An 18293-nucleotide genomic window follows, 5' to 3' on the forward strand; every position below is an offset into this window, starting at 1 on the left:
CTGTACCTGGGGATGCCTTGAATATGAGGAATGTTCATATTTGCGAATGTGATAAATCCTCATATTATGTCTGTCAATCGGATTACCTTCGGGGACCCCCATGCAAAATCGGAATTCGTCGCCGGAGCTTTCGACATCGCCCGGGCCGCGCAGGATGCCGGTGCAGAAGCGCAGCCGCGAGCGCGTCGAACGCATGCTCGCCGTGGCTACCGAGCTGATCGCCGAAAAAGGCAGCGATGCGCTGCGCATGGCCGAGGTGGCCGAACGATCAGGCGTGTCGATCGGCTCGCTCTATCAATTCTTTCCCGATAAGACGGCGCTGCTCGCTGCCCTGGTCGAGCGCTGCAACGCCGAGAGCCGCCGCTGCATCGAGGAGGCAATGGCTTCCGTTCGCGACGAACACGACTTCAGCCGCGCTTTCGCCGGGCTGATCGATACCTATTACCGGATATTCCTGGCCGAGCCGGCGATGCGTGACATTTGGTCCGGCGCACAGGCTGACAAGGCGCTGCGCGAAATCCAGCTTCTGGAAAGCCGTCGGAACGGCGCTCTCGTCGCCGAGGTACTCAAGCGGCTACGGCCTCACGCGGATCCGGCCGAGCTGGAACGCTCGGCCTTCGTGGTGATGCATCTCGGCGAAGAGGCAATGCGGCTCGCCATTTCTGTCGAGCGGGCGGAGGGCGACGCTCTTGTCGAGACTTACAAGCGCATGTCGCTTGCGGAGCTTGGCGGAGATAGGGTGACATGCGCCGAACTCGCCGCGGGTCCTCGATGTGGCGATTGGCCGCCAGCCTAAATGCCAGGCTCCCCCTTCTCCCCCTGTGGGAGAAGGTGGCTCGGCGCGCAGCGCCGAGACGGATGAGGGGTGTTGCGTGGAGCGCGGCGATGCCGGCAGAAGCGCTATCGCGATGATTGCAGGCTGACATCCCGCGCGTAGACGATGATGGTTCGCGAGGCGCACTGACGCGGCATGACCGGAGCATATCGCACCAGTGTTTATTCCTGCAACGCCGCGCCCTGCAAACCCCTCATCCGTCTCGGCGCTAAAGCGCCGAGCCACCTTCTCCCACAAGGGGAGAAGGGGGAGCGCAGCTACTCCGCCGGCGTAGGTTTCTTTCGGAATATCCCTGCTAGATTGCCCCACAGTTCGATCTTCGCGCCTTGCCGCTTCATGATCACGCCCTGCTGGATGATAGACAGCAGGTTGTTCCATGCCCAGTAGATGACCAGCCCCGCGGGGAAGGACGACAGCATGAAGGTGAAGATGACAGGCATCCAGTTGAAGAGCATCGCCTGCGTCGGGTCGGGCGGCGTCGGCTGCATGCGCATCTGCAGGAACATCGTGACGCCCATGATCAGCGGCCACACCCCGATCATCAGCGCGTGCGGCACCGCGAAGGGCAGCAATCCGAACAGGTTGAAGATGGAGGTCGGGTCAGGCGCCGCCAGGTCCTGGATCCAGCCGAAGAAAGGCGCGTGCCGCATCTCGATAGTGACGTAGAGCACCTTGTAAAGCGAGAAGAACACCGGGATCTGAAGGAGCACCGGCCAGCAGCCGGCGATCGGATTGATCTTCTCCGTCTTGTAGAGCTCCATCATCGCCTGCTGCTGCTTCATCTTGTCATCCGCATATTTCTCGCGGATTTCCAGCATCTTCGGCTGCACCTTCTTCATGTTCGCCATCGATTTGTAAGACTTGTTGGCGAGTGGGAAGAAAGCCGCCTTCACGAGGACGGTGGTGGCGAGGATCGCCAGCCCGAAATTGCCGAACAGCTTGTAGAGGCTGTCGATCAGCCAGAACATCGGCTTGGTGATGAAATAGAACCAGCCCCAGTCGATCAGGAGGTCGAACTGGCGGATTCCGAGATTCTTCTCATAGTCATTGATCGTCGACACCACCTTGGCGCCTGCAAACACCAATGTCTCGACGGTCTGCGACTGGCCTGGCGCTACCGATATGGGATCGGAAAGGAAGTCTGACTGATAGCGGGAAGGACCTTCGAAATAGGCGAAGCGCGGCTGGAAAGGCTGCTTGCCCGAGGGCACCAACGCCACCGCCCAGTACTTGTCCGTGATTCCGAGCCAACCGTCGGTGGATTTCCCGGGTACGTGCTCCTTATCCTTCTCGATCGCCGAGTATTTGAGCTCCTGCAGCCCTTCTTCGCCGGTCACCCCGATCAGGCCCTCGTGCAACACATATGTGCTGGCAACCGTCGGCTTGTCGAAGCGCGTGACGCGCCCGTAGTTCGAAACCGAGATCGGCTGAGCGCCGCCATTCGTGACCGTGTCGGTCACCTTGAACATGTATTCGTTGTCGACGGAGATCGTACGCTTGAAGTTGATCCCCTTGTCATTGGTGTAGGTAAGCGTCACCGGCGATGCGGGCGTGAGCGTCGTGTTGCCTTCGACCTTCCAGACGGTCTTATCGCCGGGCACTGCGCCCGATGCGTCGTTGCCTGAATATCCGATCTCGACGAACTGACGCGCCACAAACTCGTCCGCATGTGGTGAAGGGGCCCCCATTGAAGCCGGGTTGAGCAGCTCGATGATAGGTGAATTGTCGTCGACGGTGGCGTGGTAGTGCTTGAGCTGCACGTCGTCGATGCGGCCGCCGGTGAGGCTGATCGAGCCTGCGATGCTCGGCGTGTCGATCTTGATGCGTTCAGTCTTGGCCAGCGCCGCGTCGCGGGTTTCCGCAGCCGCGCCCTCCGTCCCTGACGCGCCACCCGGAACCGTTCCGCCCGGCGCGGCCGGTTGCGTGCCCTGCTTCTCTTCAACCTGCGATCTCTCGACCTGGGCTGTCTTGCGCTCGGTCTCGATGCGCGGGTTCACGTAGAACACCTGCCAGAGCGTCAAGATCAGCACGGATAGCGCGATGGTAATGAAGAAATTACGGTTGTTTTCCATGCCTGTTTCGAATCCGGCGAGAGAGTTCGGCCGCGATCTGGCCGAAGGGGGCCGCGAGCACGTCCTCGCGCCCGACGATCACATAGTCATTGCCGGCCGCCATGTCACCCGCGGCCTGCACGCGCAACGCTTCTTTGAGGCGCCGGCGAATGCGGTTCCGTATGACGGCATTTCCGGTCTTCTTTGTTACCGTGAAGCCGACGCGCGGGGGATCCTGATCGCCGCGCGCGAGCACTTCGAGCAGGAACAGCCGCCCGCGCCGTTTTTCGCCGCGCCGGACGGCCAGGAACTCGTCGCGCTTTCGCAGCCGCCGGATATTAATGCCGGACGGCCGCACGAGGTCCGGCAATTCGGGTCCTTCCGTCAGGCGGAAAGCCGCTTGCGGCCGCGGTTGCGGCGAGCGGCAACGACGCCGCGACCGCCCTTGGTCGCCATGCGGGCACGGAAGCCATGGCGGCGCTTCCGCACGAGTTTCGAGGGTTGATAGGTGCGCTTCATTTATTTGATACCGCGGCGTGCGGCCCTTCTTCGTTCTGTCGCTGAGGAACAGGAGCTGGGCTGGGATGGTTCTTGGCGCAACGGACATTGCGCCGGAATTCAAATCCCAGCGTGGCCGGGCTTATAGAGAGCGGGGGCGCCGGAGTCAATCTGAAGGGGTAGGGTGGTAGGGCAATAGGGGAGTAGGGGAGTAGGGGAGTAGGGGAGTAGGGGAAAGAGCCGTCGACGACAAAGGAGCGCCGGGCGCGTCAGCGAGCAAAAAAAGGAGCTTGCAGACTGGAATGGAGCACAGGAGCAGTTTCTACTGCCCTACTGCCCTACTGCCCTACTGCCCTACTGCCCTACTGCCCTACTGCCCTACTGCCCTACTGCCTGCGACTTTCAGCGAAATTGGCAAGCGCGCTATGATTCCCTATCTTGCTAATATGGCGCGAAAGTCTGTCGCCGGGAAACGGATCGTTCTCCCGTGCGTATTTGGATGCGTATTTGGATGAAGAACCGATCCGGCGCCGTTGGGACCGGCATGGCAAACGAAACGCTCCCGGTGGAAGAGAAAGCCAGGCTCGCCGACGCGATGTCGGGGACAGTGCCCTTTGCGCGCCGGCTTTCGACGAAGCTGCTGGTGCTGACCGTGAGCTTTGTACTGATCTCGGCACTGCTGATCTTTCCCTCTCTGGTCGCAAGCTTCCGCCTGCAGTGGCTTCAGCAGCGGCTGGCCACGGCGGCAGCTGTCAGCACCGTGCTGCTGCAAACGGGAACGGACCAGATCCCGCAGGCCGTGCAGAGGGATGTTCTGATGGCGACCGGCGTCAAAGCGATCGCGGTGCGGGAGGGCGGCGTCTCGCGGCTGATGGTCGTGAGCCATATGCCGCCCAAGGTGGATATGCAGGTCAATCTGGACGACACCGGACCGTGGGAGGCGATCTCCGGGGCCGCTGACACGCTGTTCTTCGGGGGCAACAGCATCATCCGCGCCTACGGCAAGGTCGGCGAGAGCGACAAGGAGTTCGAGCTCATCCTGTCGGACAGGCGGCTGCACAATGCGATGCTGGAGTATGCCCGCAACACGGCCTTGCTCTCGCTGCTTATCTCGGCAATTACGGCCGGCCTGGTCTACGCATCGATCCACGCACTGCTGGTCCGGCCCATCCGCAATTTCCGCAATTCGATGCTCGCCTTTGCCGCCGCGCCCGACGATCCGAACAACATCATCCGCGTCACCGGCCGCGCGGACGAGCTTGGCGTCACGGAGCACGAGCTAGCCGGCATGCAGACGCAGCTCCAGCGTATCCTTGGCGAGCAGAAGCATCTGGCCGATCTCGGCCTCGCCGTCTCCAAGATCAATCACGATATGCGCAACATCCTGGCCTCCGCGCAGCTGATCTCCGATCGGCTGAGGCTGGTGAAGGACCCGACCGTGCAGACCTTCGCGCCGAAGCTCCTGCGCGCGCTCGATCGCGCTGTCTCCTATTCCGAAGGCGTGCTCGCCTACGGCCGCACGCAGGAGCCGGCTCCGGTGCGCCGTCGCATCCGGCTGCGTCAATTGGTCGACGAAGTGCACAGCATGTTGCCGCTCGACCAGGCGAGCGACATCGAGTTCGAGAATCGCGTCGACCCCGCCTTTGAAGTCGACGCCGATTCCGAGCAGCTTTTCCGGGTTCTCAACAATCTGTGCCGCAACGCGGTGCAGGCAATGTCCGCCGACAGCGAGAGCGCACTGGTGCGACGCCTTACCATTTCGGCGGAGCGGGTCGGCGCCGTCTGCACCATCTTCGTCGCCGACACGGGCCCCGGCCTGCCGCCGAAGGCACGCGACAACCTCTTCTCGGCCTTCCGCGGCTCGGCGCGCAGCGGCGGCACTGGCCTCGGCCTCGCCATCGCCTACGAGTTGGTGCGCGCCCATGGCGGATCGCTGAAGCTGGTGGAGAGCGTCAGCGGCCGCACCGTCTTCTCGATCACGATCGCCGATCGCCCTGTGAGCCTCGAGGAGGTTCGGCAGGGACTTCGCTCTGCATGAAGCCTGAAAGTTTTGCGTCAGCCCCGCTTGCAATTGCGAGCGCCAGTCGCTAGTTAGCTCGCCACTTGCAGTCGGTCCTCCGGTTGTGAGCCTTGACCGACTTGATCTCAATGATCTTAATACGGTCTCCCGCGCGCCCGTAGCTCAGCTGGATAGAGCACCAGACTACGAATCTGGGGGTCAGGAGTTCGAATCTCTTCGGGCGCGCCATTTCCCATGATGCGGACTTCGCTCTCCGCGACCTCGACGAGCTGCGCAAACGCGCGGGTGATCCCGCCGATAACCGCCGCCTTCCAGCCGCAACCAATCGCGAGCCGCACCGGAAAGGTCTCGATCATGTCCGGGGTGATCGCCGGACTGCCCGCGCCGTCGAGCGTTGCCTGGGTGCACTCGGCATCGGCTCCGCCTGATCCCGAATCGCCTTGAGCGTGAAGACCGCGAAATAGGTGGATCACGGTGCCTGCGGCTACAAAGCGGCCATCCAAACGGTTAAGGAAGCGAGCATGAGCTGACATTCGATCCAAGCCGCCTTCTTGTGTCTCTTCGCCGGTATTCATGCAGCAAGACGCGACGCCCTGATGGAGAGCGCCTGAACGAGGAGTGACACGCCATGAATCCCGCGACGCAGGAAGAAATACATCGTGTATGGGACGAGTTGTCGGATTTTGAAGCCAGTCAAACCAAGCAAGCCACTTCTCAGCTGATGGCATTCCTCTGCGATCAGGGCAATGCATGGAACGCCACCTGGGCCGGAGCGATCCGCGTCAATGGGGATTCGGTCGATGACGAGCTTCAGGGTTGGCGCGTTGGCGCGGTGGAGGCACTGCACCCGGTCGCCCCGCATCCCGACGAAGGGCATTTCAAGGGAATTCTGCGGCTCTGGGACCAGCGGAAAATCGACCCTTCCTTTCTCCTTCCGCTGCGGAGCGTCGGCACATTCAGAACCTATTCGTTCCGGAGGGAGTTGCCGTCGGAATGGTTCGAATCGCTTTTTTACAACATCCATTACGGCTCGATCGGCACTCGTGACGCCGTCTTTGTCGCGTTCCCCCTCAATCAGGATGCCGAGTCGCATTTCGGCTTCTATTCCCGCAAGACCTTCACGGACGACGAGATCGCGCGGCTTGCTTATGCCCTGCGGGGGATCAAGTGGTTCCACCGCCATCTGATGTTGAGCCATGGCCTCCTGATGGCGTCCTCGCCGCTGACGCGCACCGAACGCAAGGTGCTGCAGCTATTGCTGACCGACGCCACGGAGAAGGACATCGCCCATCAGGTGAAGATTGCGGCGTCCACCGCCCATCAGTATATCGTCAGCATATACCGCAAATTCGGCGTGCGCAGCCGCGCGGGCCTTATGAGCCTGTGGCTGAACCGCGGCGGCTGATACTTCCGTACTCATAGCGGACGCCCCTACTGTTTAGTCGGGATGACCTTCGCGCTTCCTCTCGGTAAGCGTCCAAATCACCTGCGGTCGAAGGGTGTTGTCGGCACTTGTTGCCCTCCGTCGATCCTGGGCGGGGACGAGCTGTCGAATAGCGACGGTAGGGGCGGAAGATTTTGCATAGATCATTTCAGAATGCGCGTCGAAACATTGGCGCGCCCGTCAGGCGTCCATCAAACTCGGAATCCGTTGCCTGTTCGGTGGGATACGTCGCGGGCGCATCCGGCATTTGGCATTGCCGTACCTCACGCATTCGACGTCTTCTCGGTACCACCTCGCTCCTGACGTTCGGCCTTGCGCTGTCGGCCGCGAGTCCTGGGTTCGCCACCGACTGGACCGGTGCCCAATCCTCCGACTGGTTCACCTCCGGAAACTGGTCGAACGGCATGCCGAGCAGCAGTGTCGATGCGAATATCGCCACGAACAGCACCTACGCAGCGGTGATCGACCGGGCTGGCGCATCCGCGTCCAATCTTAACATGGGCGGTTATGGCACCGCGACGCTGACGATCCAGAATGGCGGTGCGCTCAGTAGCTCCAACGGCTCCATAGGCCTCGTCCCCAACTCCCCCGCCAGCGTGACTGTCGATGGCGGAGGCTCGTCCTGGACCAATTCCGGCGACCTGTATGTCGGCTTCGCGGGCACCGGCACGGTCACCATACAGAACGGCGGCAAGGTCAGTAACGGCGCCGGAGCTATCGGCTTCATACCCTTCTCGACCGGGATCGTGACGGTCGATGGCACGGCCTCGTCCTGGACGAATACCGGGGACCTCACGGTCGGTTGGGGCGGCACCGGCACGCTGATCATCCAGAACGGCGGCGCGGTCAACAGCGCCAATGGGTATATCGGCTACGCCCCGGACTCGACCGGCGCCGTGACGGTCGATGGCACGGGCTCGTCCTGGACCAATTCCGGCGATCTCTTTGTCGGCTCCGCAGGGATCGGCAGTACGCTGACGATCCAGAACGGCGGCAACGTCAGCAGCGCCGCCGGAAATATCTACCGCAGCACCGTTACGGTCGATGGGGCCGGCTCGTCCTGGACCAATTCTCGCAATCTCAGTGTTGGCTACGGCACGCTGACGATCAAGAACGGCGCAACGATCAGCAGCGCCGACGGAATTCCCTACGGCGGAATCACCTCTAGTGGTGCCATCGAACACAGCACCGTTCTGGTCGATGGGACTGGTTCGTCCTGGACCAATTTCGGTGATTTCTATGTCGGCATAAGCGATGCTGGGGCGCTGACGATCCAGAACGGCGGCAAAGTCAGTAGCGCCACCGGATATATCGGCTTTATGCCCGTCTCGACCGGAAGTACCGTGACGGTCGATGGCCCAGGCTCGTCCTGGACCAACTCCGGCGACCTCAATGTCGGCTATTACGGCACCGGCACACTGGCGATCCGGAACGGCGGCGCGGTCTCGGCCGCGAGCACAACCATCGCCGCCTCGGCTGGTTCGACCGGCACGCTCAATATCGGCGGCGGGATCGGCGATCCCGCCGTAGCGCCGGGTACGCTGAACACTCCCACTGTCACTTTCGGGGCCGGCACGGGTCAAATCATCTTCAACCACACCTCGACGAATTACACGTTCGCCCCGGTGATCTCCGGGCCAGGCTCGATGACCGTGGCAGCTGGCACGACCATCCTGACCGGTGCGAACGATTATACCGGCGGCACCACAGTCAGCGGCGGCGTTCTGTCAGTGAGTTCAGACGGCAATCTTGGCGCTGCCATGAGCGGCGTCGCCCTAAGTGGCGGCACGCTGCAAACAACGGGCACCTTCTCGACGGCGCGTGCAATCATCGCCTCCTCTGCTGCGAGCGGGATCGATGTCGCCGGCGCCGACAACCTGACGCTGACAGGGACGCTGACCAGCACCGGCGCGGGTACGCTGACAAAAAGCGGAACCGGCACACTGACGTTCGGCTCCGCGCTCGACCTTTCCGGCTACTCGGCCGGCCTGACGCTGGCGGGTGGCACGCTGAGCCTGCAGAAGGGGCTCGCCGCGGGTTTTGGCACGATCACCACCACCGGTTCGGTTATCGATTATGCGAACGGCATCGATAACAGCGCTCCGATCAACGTCAATTCGGAGCACACGCAGTTGCAGGTGCTTGCTGGTTCGGCGACGCAGAGTGGCGCGATTTCGGAGAGCAACGGTCCTCGCCCGCTGGAGAAGATCGGCGCCGGCGTCCTCAATCTGACCGCGGTCAACAGCTATACCGGCGGCACGACGGTCAGTGGCGGCACATTGGCGCTGTCGGGCGCCGGCTCGGTCGAGGCGTCGAGCGGCGTATCGCTGGCGAGCGGCACGACCCTGGACATCTCGCAAACGAGCGGCGCGACGATCCAGGCACTCAACAACAACGCGGCCGGCCAGACCGCAGCCGTGGCGCTGGGCAGCCAGATGCTGACCGTATCGAACGGCGGAACCTTTGCCGGTGTGATCCAGGATGGCGGTATTGGCGGGGGAGCCGGCGGCGGCCTGACGGTTTCGGGCGGAACGCTCACCCTGAGCGGAGCGAACACCTATACCGGCCCGACGACGGTGAACGGCGGCCAACTGCGGATCAATGGCTCCATTGCCAGCGCCACGACAGTCGACACCAGCGGCACGCTGAGCGGCAGCGGCTCGATCAGCGGCGCCGTGACGGTCAATGCCGGCGGCGCGCTGTCGGGCGCGGCTGGATCGACACTGACGATGAGCAGCCTGACGCTCGACGTCGGCTCCAGCACCAACGTCGCGCTGGGGGCGCCCTCGACCACCGGGTTGTTCAACGTAACCGGCAGCATGACGCTCGCCGGCGCGCTTAATGTGAGCGATGCGGGCGGCTTCGGCGCGGGCGTCTATCGCCTCTTCGACTATGGCGGAACGCTCACCGACAACGGCCTTGCGATCGGCTCTACGCCGGCCGGCGTCGCCCCGTCCGATCTCTTCGTGCAGACCTCCGTGGACAATCGGATCAACTTGATCTCCTCGACGGGCGCCACGCTAAGCTTCTGGGATGGCGGCAACCCGGCACGGCATGACAATGGCGCGGTCGATGGCGGGTCGGGCGTTTGGCGCGGGGACGGGCGCAACTGGACGCAGGCCGATGGGGCAGTGAACGGGCAGTATCAGCCCAACCCGACTTTTGCCGTGTTCCAGAACGTTGGCGGCGTGGTGACGGTGGATGCGTCGGCCGGCGCGATCGGCGTGACCGGGATGCAGTTCGCGGCCGACGGCTACGGCATCGAAGGCGATTCCATCGCCCTGCAAGGCGCGGGTGGATCCACCACGATCCGTGTCGGCGACGGCACGGCGGCGGGCGCTTCCTATACCGCTGGCATCGCTTCGGAGCTGACCGGCAGCAGCCGGCTGGTGAAGAGCGATCTCGGCACGCTGATCCTGACCGGGGCCAACAGCTATTCCGGGGGCACCACCATCGCCGCCGGCACGCTTCAGATCGGCAATGGCGGCGCGTCCGGCTCCATCACGGGCGACGTGTTGAACGATAGCGTTCTGGCCTTCGACCGTTCGGACAACACGACCTTCAGCGGAACCATCACGGGCACGGGCAGCGTCCGCCTATTGTCCGGCGATCTGACGCTGACGGCGGCCAACACCTACGGCGGCGGCACCGCGATCAGCGCCGGCACATTGCGCGGCTCGGCGACGAGCTTCGGCAGCGGCGCCATCCTCGACGACGCGGCCCTTGTCATCGACCAGCCGACCAACGCCGTCTTCGCCAATACGATCGGCGGCAGCGGCACCTTCGAGAAGGCCGGCGCCGGGACACTGACACTCACCGGCATCAACAGCTATGGCGGGGGCACCACCATCACGGCTGGTACGCTGGTCGGCAACTCCGCCTCCTTCGGGACGGGCGGGATCGTCAACAATGCCGCGCTGGTCCTGAATCAGGGCACCGCTGGCACCCTGTCGAACGCGCTCTCCGGGAGCGGCACCTTCGAAAAGACCGGCGTCGGCACGCTGACCCTGACCGGCGTGAACAGCTATGGCGGCGGCACCACGATCACGGCCGGTACGCTGGTCGGCAACTCCGCCTCCTTCGGGACGGGCGGGATCGTCAACAATGGCGCGCTGGTCCTGAATCAGGGCACGGTCGGCACTCTGTCGAACGCAATTTCCGGAAGCGGCACCTTCGAGAAAGCCGGCGCCGACACGTTGACGCTGACCGGCGTCAACACCTATGGCGGCGGCACCATGATCAGCGCGGGCATGCTGCGCGGCTCGGCAGCGAGCTTCGGCGGCGGCGCGATCCTCGACAATGCCGCTCTCGTCATCGACCAGCCGACCCACGCTGTCTTCGCCAATGCCATCAATGGCAGCGGCTCCTTCACCAAGACCGGCGCGGGAGCGCTGACCCTTACCGGGATCAGCGCATTGACAGGCCCCACGACGATCGAGGCCGGCTTGCTGGCAGTTAATGGATCGCTCGCCAACTCCACCGTCACCGTTGCCAATAACGCGATTTTGGGCGGCACCGGCACGGTCGGCAGCGTCGTGGCGCAAAGCGGCAGTACGATCGCGCCCGCCAACGGCCGCATCGGCACGCTCAATGTGCAAGGCAATCTCAGCATGGCGACCCGATCGCATCTCGCTGCCGGTATCGACGGCACCAGCGCCTCCGATCGCATCGCCGTGTCCGGCACGGCCAATATCAACGGCGCGACGCTGGACGTTTCGGCGCAGGGCATGAAGATAGGACGCTATACGCTCCTGACCACCGGCGGCGGCCTCACCGGAACCTTCGGGTCCGTCACAGGGATCAGTCCGATCACGGCCTTCCTCGGGGTCACTGACAGCTACGACGCCTACAATGCCTATCTCGACGTGATGCTGGTGCGCGACTTCGCCGATGCAGGCCAGACCCGTAACCAGAAGGCGGCCGCTTCCGGAATCCAGAGCGTGGCGGGCGGCAACTCATTCTTCTCGGGGAATGCCCTCTACAAGGCCGTTCTCGCATTGCCGACAGACGGCGCAGCGCGCGCCGCCTTCGACCAGGCGTCGGGGGAAGTCCATGCTTCGATCTTGACCGCTTTGATCGAGAACAACCACTTCACAAGCGACGCGGCGACGAACCGCATTCGCGCCGCCTTCGGCTCCGTCGGCGCTTCGCAGGCGCCGGTCATGGCTTATGCAAATCCCGCCGATGATCGGTCCAGCGCCGCCTATGCGGCCTTTGCCTCGCTCGAACCGCGGACGACAGCTGCTATCGCTGTCGCGCCGACCACGGATCGCTTCGCCCTGTGGGGACAGGGTTTTGGCGGCTGGGGCTATACCGACAGCGACGGCAATGCGGCGCGCCTTTCCCAGTCGGCCGGAGGCTTCCTGATTGGCGGTGACGCGCCCGTCTTCGACACCTGGCGCCTGGGCATGATGGCCGGATACGGCCGCACTAACTTCAATGTGAGGGATCTCGCTTCGTCAGGGTCGAGCGACAATTACCACCTCGGCCTCTATGGCGGCACGCAATGGGGCAATCTCGGCTTCCGCACCAGTGCGGCCTATACATGGCACGACATCTCGACGAGCCGCAGTGTCGTCTTCCCGGGCTTCGTCGACAGCCTAAAGGGAGACTATCGCGCAGGGACAGCTCAGGTGTTCGGCGAGCTCGGATACGGCATCCGCGTCGGCAACTTCGGCTTCGAGCCCTTCGCCAACCTCGCCTATGTGAACCTCCGGACCGACGGCTTCACCGAGAAGGGCGGCTTGGCGGCGCTGCGAAGCGCAGACAGTAACACCGGCGTCACCTTCACCATGCTCGGCCTGCATGCCTCGACCGACTTCGCCCTCAGGGACACCGCCGCAACGGTGCGCGGCACGCTAGGCTGGCGCCATGCCTTCGGTGACACAACGCCGCTCTCGACCTTCGCCCTTGCTGGTGGTTCGCCGTTCACCGTCGCCGGCGCGCCGATTGCCAAGGATGCCCTGGTGCTCGATGTAGGGCTCGACGTCGCCGTCGCGAGGAACACCACACTCGGCATATCCTATGGCGGACAGTTCGGTAGCAATGCCACCGACCAGGGCGTCAAAGCCAACTTCAACGTCAGGTTCTAGTCCAGCGGTCCGCGAAGCCATCGCCGCAATTATGGGCATCGCCAGCTGACCGGCATGCTGATCGAGAGGCGGCAGGTCGAGTTTCTTCCTGGCGCCGCGAGAGATGCTGTCCCTTATCGCCCATTGAGTTCAGCCGAGAGAATACATTTGCTGACGGGGCAAGATGCACGGTCAGCTGTCGGTACACTCGCCCGAATGGCAGCCTCGCCATGCCCGCAATAGCGGCGATTGCTCACATATCGATTGTAGCGCGTGACGCCGGTCCGGGGTGATCGATAACGCAGGAGCGTCGCACCTTCGGATTGAATGGTCGCTTGTACCTTGCTGCAACTCATATTGCCGATGTCATAGCGCGAGATTGCAGAGGCTTGTGCCACTGTGAGCACAAGTGAGAGAGCAATCGCGATCCTTTTCATGCTCCCTCCTTCTCTCGGCGTTCTGTATGTGCTGACACCAGAATACCACCAAGGCGATCGAGCCCCTATCGCCGCATCGGCGATCATCGCGGGCGGCGTCTGCAACCGTTCGGTCCCCATCCAAATCGGAAGTACGAAAGAGGACAATGGGCCACTTTCAGCCCATCAGGCCGTCCTCGGCATGCTCGTTATGCTGTTCGCGTTCCGCATCGTATCCTCCAGTAATCGCGCGTTGCGCCGGCTTCGCATCGTGAGCGGGATCCTGCGCTGTCATCGGCGAGCGTCGCATCCGAATCGGGCGAACTAACAAATTACCGCTTTTGGAGAGGCAGTCAGCTGGCGGTTTTGGGCGATGATGCCCGTTTGAAGACATCAAGCGGGCATCGCCATGCTGATGCTGGAGGGGTGACATGAGACGGATTTTTCGCGGACTGATTGCAGATACCTGGAAGGGAATCCTCGCCAACCAGCGCGGCTGGCCGTTGCCGGCCGCCGAACGGATGGCGGCGTTCCTGTCCGAGGATGGACCGATCCCCGAATGGGCCGAGCTGACCGTCGACCCTGGCCCAGGCCCGATGCAGCGCTGGAGCTGCGGCCACGTCGCACCGGGCATGTGCAGCCAGTGCTACAGCGAGTTGGCTCAGAAAGCGCACCTGGTCACTGAGGAGATGGTCGAGACGAAAGAGCGGCAAACATGAGATGGCTGGTCACCGCTGCGGTGCCAGGGCCATTCTCGTGTTGCCGTTTGTGCTGATGAAGGAAGTGGGGCCATGACCGGATGCTCGGCCCCAGCTATCTCGACCAGCATACGCCCAAGACCATCGTGAATATGCCCATATGGCGCGCCATAGTTCCACGCTGCGGAATAATCCGGGCACTTGCGGTCACTGGACGTCTTTTACTGCTGCGTTCGTTCGCGCCGCCTGCGGACCGCTACGCCCGGTAGCGGAGAGCCTCCACGAGAAGCGCGAACGCGGGGGCCTGTTGGCGCCGGCTCGGATAATAGAGGTGGTAGCCTGAAAAAGGCTCGCACCAGTCTTCAAGCACGCGGACAAGGCGCCCAGATTCGATGTGGGGCAGGGCTTCCGTTTCGGGAATATAGGCCAGGCCGAGGCCGCCAAGCGCGGCCTTCAGCAGAAGCGCAACGCTGTTGAAGGTGAGCTGGCCATCGACGCGCACGCGCAACTCGCGGCCTTTCTTTTCGAATTCCCAGGCATAGAGCCCGCCATGGGTCGGCAGGCGGAGATTGATGCACCGGTGGGCCGTCAGCTCCTGCGGCGTCCGCGGGTGCTTGTTCTCTGAAAAGTACTCCGGAGCGCCGACGACCGCCATGCGCATTTCCGGGCCAATGGGCACCGCGATCATATCCTTGGCGACCATTTCGACGTTGCGGACGCCGGCATCGTATCGCTCGGCAACGATGTCGGTCAGGCCGAAATCGATGACGATCTCCACCTTGATGTCGGGATAGTTCGGCAGGAATTTTTCGAGCGCCGGCCATAGCACCATGTTTGCGGCGTGTTCGTCGGCTGTGATGCGGATCGTGCCGGCGGGCTTTTCCCGCAATTCGCTGAGGGCTGCCAGCTCCGCGTCGATCTCGTCCAGCCTGGCGCCGAGCGCGCGGGCGAGCCGCTCGCCTGCTTCGGTCGTCTGAACACTCCGGGTCGTGCGGGTGAGCAGGCGCAATCCCAGGCGGGCTTCCAGATTCCGGACGGTCTGGCTGAGTGCGGACTGCGATACTCCCAGCTTCGCCGCAGCTTTCGTGAAGCTATGCTCCCGGGCCACCGCCAGGAAAGCCGCCAGGTCGTTCAGCTCCGCACGCGGCATTCATTAGCCTGCCTTATAAGTCTATTCGAATAATACAGGCTAATCGAGAGTAAGGAAAGGAACTACTTTGGCCTGGAAAGGTTCGGCGCCCCACATCCCAAGACACCACAGAACCAGAGCGTCGAGCCAAAGGAGCCAAATATGAAGATTCAGCGCAGCGGTTCGCAGCCATCCTCAAAAGGACCGGAAGAGTATTTCACCGGCACCGTTCGAATCGATCCCCTGATGAGCCCGCCGGAGCCGGCGCGTGTCGCCGGGGCGAACGTGACCTTCGAGCCCGGCGCTCGCACCGCATGGCATACGCATCCTCTCGGCCAGACGCTAATCGTCACTTCCGGTCTCGGCCGGGTGCAGCGCGAAGGGGGCCCGATCGAGGAAATCCGTCCCGGCGACGTCGTCTGGTTCGAGCCGGGCGAGAAGCACTGGCATGGCGCCGCGCCTGCCACCGCAATGACGCATATCGCCATCCAGGAGAAGCTGAACGGATCGCCCGTCGACTGGATGGAGAAAGTGACAGACGAACAATACGGCGCCTGATCAGTTTCATCAGCGCTCGAGAAGGCAAATACCATGATCAAAGGCAAAGTGGTGATCATCACCGGCGCGTCATCGGGAATCGGCGAAGCGACCGCCAGGCTGCTCGCCAGGAAGGGCGCCAAAGTCGTCCTCGGCGCGCGGCGCGAAGACAAGCTCAAGTCCATCGCCGAGGAGATCGGCAAGGAGGGCGGCCAGGCCGTTTATCAGGTGCTGGACGTCACCAGACAGTCCGACAATGATGACATCGTGACGTTCGCAAAGACTTCCTTTGGCGGCGTCGATGCCATCTTTCTCAACGCCGGGCTTATGCCGAGTTCTCCAGTCTCGGCGCTGAAGACCGATGAGTGGCACAAGATGGTGGACGTGAACATCAAGGGCGTCCTCAACGGTGTCGCGGCCGTGCTGCCGACCTTCATCGAGCAGAAATCCGGACATCTCATTGCGACCTCGTCGGTTGCGGGGCTGAAGGCCTACCCGAACAGCGCCGTCTATGGCGGGACCAAATGGTTCCTGCGTGACTTCATGGAGGTGCTGCGCATGGAGTCGGCCATGGAAGGGACGAACATCCGGACGGCCACGATCTATCCGGCCGCGATCAATACCGAACTGCTGGACACCATCACCGACAAGCAGGTCTCCGAAGCGATGCATGGGCTGTACGCCAAGTTCGGCATCTCGCCGGACCGGATTGCCGATGTCGTCGCCTTTGCGCTCGACCTTCCCGAAGATACCACGGTCAACGAGTTCACGGTCGGGCCGGCGAACCAACCCTGGTGAGAGGCAGAAGTCGGCCGCACATACCAGACAAAGGAGAAACGCATGCCGCACGTCATAGTCAAACTCTGGCCGGGCAAATCCGAAGAGCAGAAGACCAGGCTGGCTGAAGCCATCACCCAGGACGTCATGAGCATCCTGAACTATGGCGAGGAATCCGTCTCTGTCGGCTTCGAAGAGGTGAGCGCCGATGCGTGGCGCGACCGGGTCTATCAGCCCGATATCGTCGCCAAGGACGAGACGCTCTACAAGAAGCCCGGCTACCGCATGTGATTGCCATGCCGTGGGACAAAGCCGAATTCGCCCAGATCGCCGCCGCCGACGATCTGCACATCGCGCCGTTGCGCGAGGATGGGAAGACCTACGGCACGCCGACCTGGATCTGGTCGGTCGCTGTCGATGGCGACCTTTATGTGCGGGCCTATAACGGCCAGGACTCGCGCTGGTACAAGGCTGCCAAGAGCCAGAAGGTCGGCCGCATCGCGGCCGCCGGGATGACGAAGGACGTGACGTTCGAGACGGTTGAGGGGGACATCAATGACCGCGTCGATGACGCCTACCGCTCGAAATACCGGCAAAGCCAGTATCTCGATCCCATGATAAGCGCGCGTGCACGCGCGGCCACGGTCAGGATCAAGCCACGCGAAGCCATATCATGATCAGGCGATGCTGGCCCTCCTGATCGCCAAAAAGGCACTGATCTCGCTCGGCGTCCCGGGCGAGACACTCGCCATCGCCTCGGTGTGACGCTGTCGGATCAGCAGAGCGTGTTCCGGAGAGCGATGACTGGGGCCATCATCGAATGGGTTCCCCGAGAGACGGCGCCAACGCTGCGTAATGCGACATTTCGGCAACGCACCAGCGCTCGAACTCATCCACGAGCGCTGCGCTCGCGGAGCGGTCGGCCTCGATGGCCCCCGACCGGTGCAGCCAGGTGACGACGTTTCCGACATGTGAACGGGAAACCTGAAACCGCTCGGCCAGCGCCGAGTAGGTGAGCGCAATCCGGTCCCTGCCGGCCAGCCGCCTGTAATGATCGGCCATGATGGCGGTTAGCACGGGATAACCGCCGTCGTAGCCGGCCATCGCAAAAACCGTCGGAAACGGAGCGATGACGGTGCCCGCCTCGAGCACATGCCGGGCCGAGCCCCAGATCATCCTGCCGATCCTGTCCGCGGACGACTCGGCAAGACGGGCTAGCGCGGCTCCATGGATATGATCGTAGGCTGCGAGGAAGGCGACGCAAGATCTGCCTATTTCCCGCACGAGGCGCGGTTGCGGCCGCAGGACCGACTGGCGCCGATTTCCCGTCACCGGCTCTGCAGATACCAGCCCGGAGTCCTTGAGGAGGTTCACGAAACTCGTCAACTGGCGAGGACTGAGGCTGGAAACCGTTTTCAGTCGCGACAAGGTGGGAGCCGGACCGCCCTGTTCACGCCAGCCGTAGAAATTCCAGATGAGCATGTAGGCGGCGTAGTATCTGTCGAATTGATTGAGAAGCTTCCTGATCGGCCAACTCAATGGGGAGGGCTCGATCATCGTCTCGCAATACTGCCCGGCGGACTCTCTGAACTTGGCGCTGTCTCTCATGGGGCCCTTGGGTGCCCGTAACATGCTTTCGCGCGATATGTAACGAAAAGCCGGAATGGTGCAAAGTTTGGATTGGCGAACGCCCCCACGGTTCCGCGATAAGGACGACGAGTCTGTGAGACGCGACGAGAGCGGGAAAGTTCGCAAGGAATGCCGAGGACGAGAAGACCTGGTTCCCTGTTCATTGAGGATCGTTGCGCGCATGCCTC

General features: G+C 62.8%; 14 protein-coding genes and 1 tRNA gene. 10 read left to right on the forward strand and 5 right to left on the reverse strand.

The annotated features are described in order from the left end of the window. The first annotated feature begins 100 nt into the window (after positions 1-100). The gene (locus SAZ10_RS26835) at positions 101-796 is read left to right on the forward strand and encodes a TetR/AcrR family transcriptional regulator (RefSeq protein WP_318612490.1); all 696 of its coding nucleotides are present in this window, start codon (positions 101-103) and stop codon (positions 794-796) included. Positions 797-1092: 296 nt separating this feature from the next. On the opposite strand, the gene yidC is transcribed toward SAZ10_RS26835, so the two are convergent. The 3 genes from yidC to rpmH are packed head-to-tail and all read right to left on the reverse strand — an operon-like array spanning position 1093 to position 3405. Beyond that, positions 1093-2907, reverse strand: coding sequence for a membrane protein insertase YidC (yidC, locus tag SAZ10_RS26840; protein ID WP_318612492.1), 1815 nt, complete (start codon positions 2905-2907; stop codon positions 1093-1095). After that, complete coding sequence (gene rnpA, locus SAZ10_RS26845; RefSeq protein ID WP_318612493.1) at positions 2891-3256, reverse strand: ribonuclease P protein component; 366 nt, start codon at positions 3254-3256, stop codon at positions 2891-2893. Before rnpA ends, yidC begins: the two co-directional genes overlap by 17 nt. A gap of 14 nt (positions 3257-3270) precedes the next feature. After that, positions 3271-3405, reverse strand: a complete 135-nt coding sequence (gene rpmH / locus SAZ10_RS26850; RefSeq protein ID WP_008833937.1) for a 50S ribosomal protein L34 — start codon at positions 3403-3405, stop codon at positions 3271-3273. A gap of 490 nt (positions 3406-3895) precedes the next feature. Here rpmH and SAZ10_RS26855 point away from each other — a divergent pair, with 490 nt between their 5' ends. The 5 genes from SAZ10_RS26855 (at position 3896) to SAZ10_RS26875 (ending at position 14054) form a co-directional block, all read left to right on the forward strand. Then, the gene (locus tag SAZ10_RS26855; RefSeq protein ID WP_412535305.1) at positions 3896-5422 is read left to right on the forward strand and encodes a sensor histidine kinase; all 1527 of its coding nucleotides are present in this window, start codon (positions 3896-3898) and stop codon (positions 5420-5422) included. Between the two features lie 133 nt (positions 5423-5555). Then, positions 5556-5632: transfer RNA gene (locus SAZ10_RS26860), tRNA-Arg, on the forward strand. A gap of 400 nt (positions 5633-6032) precedes the next feature. Beyond that, a complete protein-coding gene (locus tag SAZ10_RS26865) occupies positions 6033-6809 on the forward strand; it encodes a helix-turn-helix transcriptional regulator (protein ID WP_318612503.1) in 777 nt (258 codons plus the stop codon). 257 nt (positions 6810-7066) lie between these two features. Beyond that, on the forward strand, positions 7067-12940 hold the full coding sequence (locus SAZ10_RS26870) for an autotransporter domain-containing protein (RefSeq protein WP_318612504.1): 5874 nt from the start codon (positions 7067-7069) through the stop codon (positions 12938-12940). Between the two features lie 826 nt (positions 12941-13766). After that, positions 13767-14054, forward strand: a complete 288-nt coding sequence (locus SAZ10_RS26875) for a hypothetical protein (RefSeq protein ID WP_318612505.1) — start codon at positions 13767-13769, stop codon at positions 14052-14054. A gap of 235 nt (positions 14055-14289) precedes the next feature. Here SAZ10_RS26875 and SAZ10_RS26880 read toward each other — a convergent pair whose 3' ends face one another. Further along, positions 14290-15183, reverse strand: a complete 894-nt coding sequence (locus tag SAZ10_RS26880; RefSeq protein WP_318612506.1) for a LysR family transcriptional regulator — start codon at positions 15181-15183, stop codon at positions 14290-14292. Positions 15184-15324: 141 nt separating this feature from the next. Here SAZ10_RS26880 and SAZ10_RS26885 point away from each other — a divergent pair, with 141 nt between their 5' ends. Genes SAZ10_RS26885 through SAZ10_RS26900 form a run of 4 tightly spaced genes read left to right on the forward strand, consistent with a single transcriptional unit; the run spans position 15325 to position 17153 of the window. Further along, the gene (locus SAZ10_RS26885) at positions 15325-15720 is read left to right on the forward strand and encodes a cupin domain-containing protein (protein WP_318612507.1); all 396 of its coding nucleotides are present in this window, start codon (positions 15325-15327) and stop codon (positions 15718-15720) included. A gap of 33 nt (positions 15721-15753) precedes the next feature. Further along, positions 15754-16497, forward strand: coding sequence for an SDR family oxidoreductase (locus tag SAZ10_RS26890; protein WP_318612508.1), 744 nt, complete (start codon positions 15754-15756; stop codon positions 16495-16497). Between the two features lie 42 nt (positions 16498-16539). After that, positions 16540-16767 (forward strand): tautomerase family protein, encoded by a 228-nt coding sequence (locus tag SAZ10_RS26895; protein ID WP_318612509.1) that lies wholly within the window; start codon positions 16540-16542, stop codon positions 16765-16767. 5 nt (positions 16768-16772) lie between these two features. Beyond that, positions 16773-17153: a DUF2255 family protein gene (locus tag SAZ10_RS26900; protein WP_318612510.1), complete on the forward strand. Its 381-nt coding sequence runs from the start codon at positions 16773-16775 to the stop codon at positions 17151-17153. A gap of 136 nt (positions 17154-17289) precedes the next feature. Here SAZ10_RS26900 and SAZ10_RS26905 read toward each other — a convergent pair whose 3' ends face one another. Further along, positions 17290-18084, reverse strand: a complete 795-nt coding sequence (locus SAZ10_RS26905) for a hypothetical protein (RefSeq protein ID WP_318612511.1) — start codon at positions 18082-18084, stop codon at positions 17290-17292. Positions 18085-18293 lie beyond the last annotated feature (209 nt).

It is taken from the genome of Mesorhizobium sp. BAC0120 (assembly GCF_033542235.1).
GTDB lineage: Bacteria > Pseudomonadota > Alphaproteobacteria > Rhizobiales > Rhizobiaceae > JAWRCU01.

Coding starts and splice junctions, on each gene's coding strand:
- SAZ10_RS26835 (WP_318612490.1), top strand. CDS start 101: ATGCAAAATCGGAATTCGTCGCCGGAGCTTTCGACATCGCCCGGGCCG.
- yidC (WP_318612492.1), bottom strand. CDS start 2,907: ATGGAAAACAACCGTAATTTCTTCATTACCATCGCGCTATCCGTGCTG.
- rpmH (WP_008833937.1), bottom strand. CDS start 3,405: ATGAAGCGCACCTATCAACCCTCGAAACTCGTGCGGAAGCGCCGCCAT.
- SAZ10_RS26855 (WP_412535305.1), top strand. CDS start 3,896: ATGAAGAACCGATCCGGCGCCGTTGGGACCGGCATGGCAAACGAAACG.
- SAZ10_RS26865 (WP_318612503.1), top strand. CDS start 6,033: ATGAATCCCGCGACGCAGGAAGAAATACATCGTGTATGGGACGAGTTG.
- SAZ10_RS26875 (WP_318612505.1), top strand. CDS start 13,767: ATGAGACGGATTTTTCGCGGACTGATTGCAGATACCTGGAAGGGAATC.
- SAZ10_RS26880 (WP_318612506.1), bottom strand. CDS start 15,183: ATGCCGCGTGCGGAGCTGAACGACCTGGCGGCTTTCCTGGCGGTGGCC.
- SAZ10_RS26885 (WP_318612507.1), top strand. CDS start 15,325: ATGAAGATTCAGCGCAGCGGTTCGCAGCCATCCTCAAAAGGACCGGAA.
- SAZ10_RS26890 (WP_318612508.1), top strand. CDS start 15,754: ATGATCAAAGGCAAAGTGGTGATCATCACCGGCGCGTCATCGGGAATC.
- SAZ10_RS26895 (WP_318612509.1), top strand. CDS start 16,540: ATGCCGCACGTCATAGTCAAACTCTGGCCGGGCAAATCCGAAGAGCAG.
- SAZ10_RS26900 (WP_318612510.1), top strand. CDS start 16,773: ATGCCGTGGGACAAAGCCGAATTCGCCCAGATCGCCGCCGCCGACGAT.
- SAZ10_RS26905 (WP_318612511.1), bottom strand. CDS start 18,084: ATGAGAGACAGCGCCAAGTTCAGAGAGTCCGCCGGGCAGTATTGCGAG.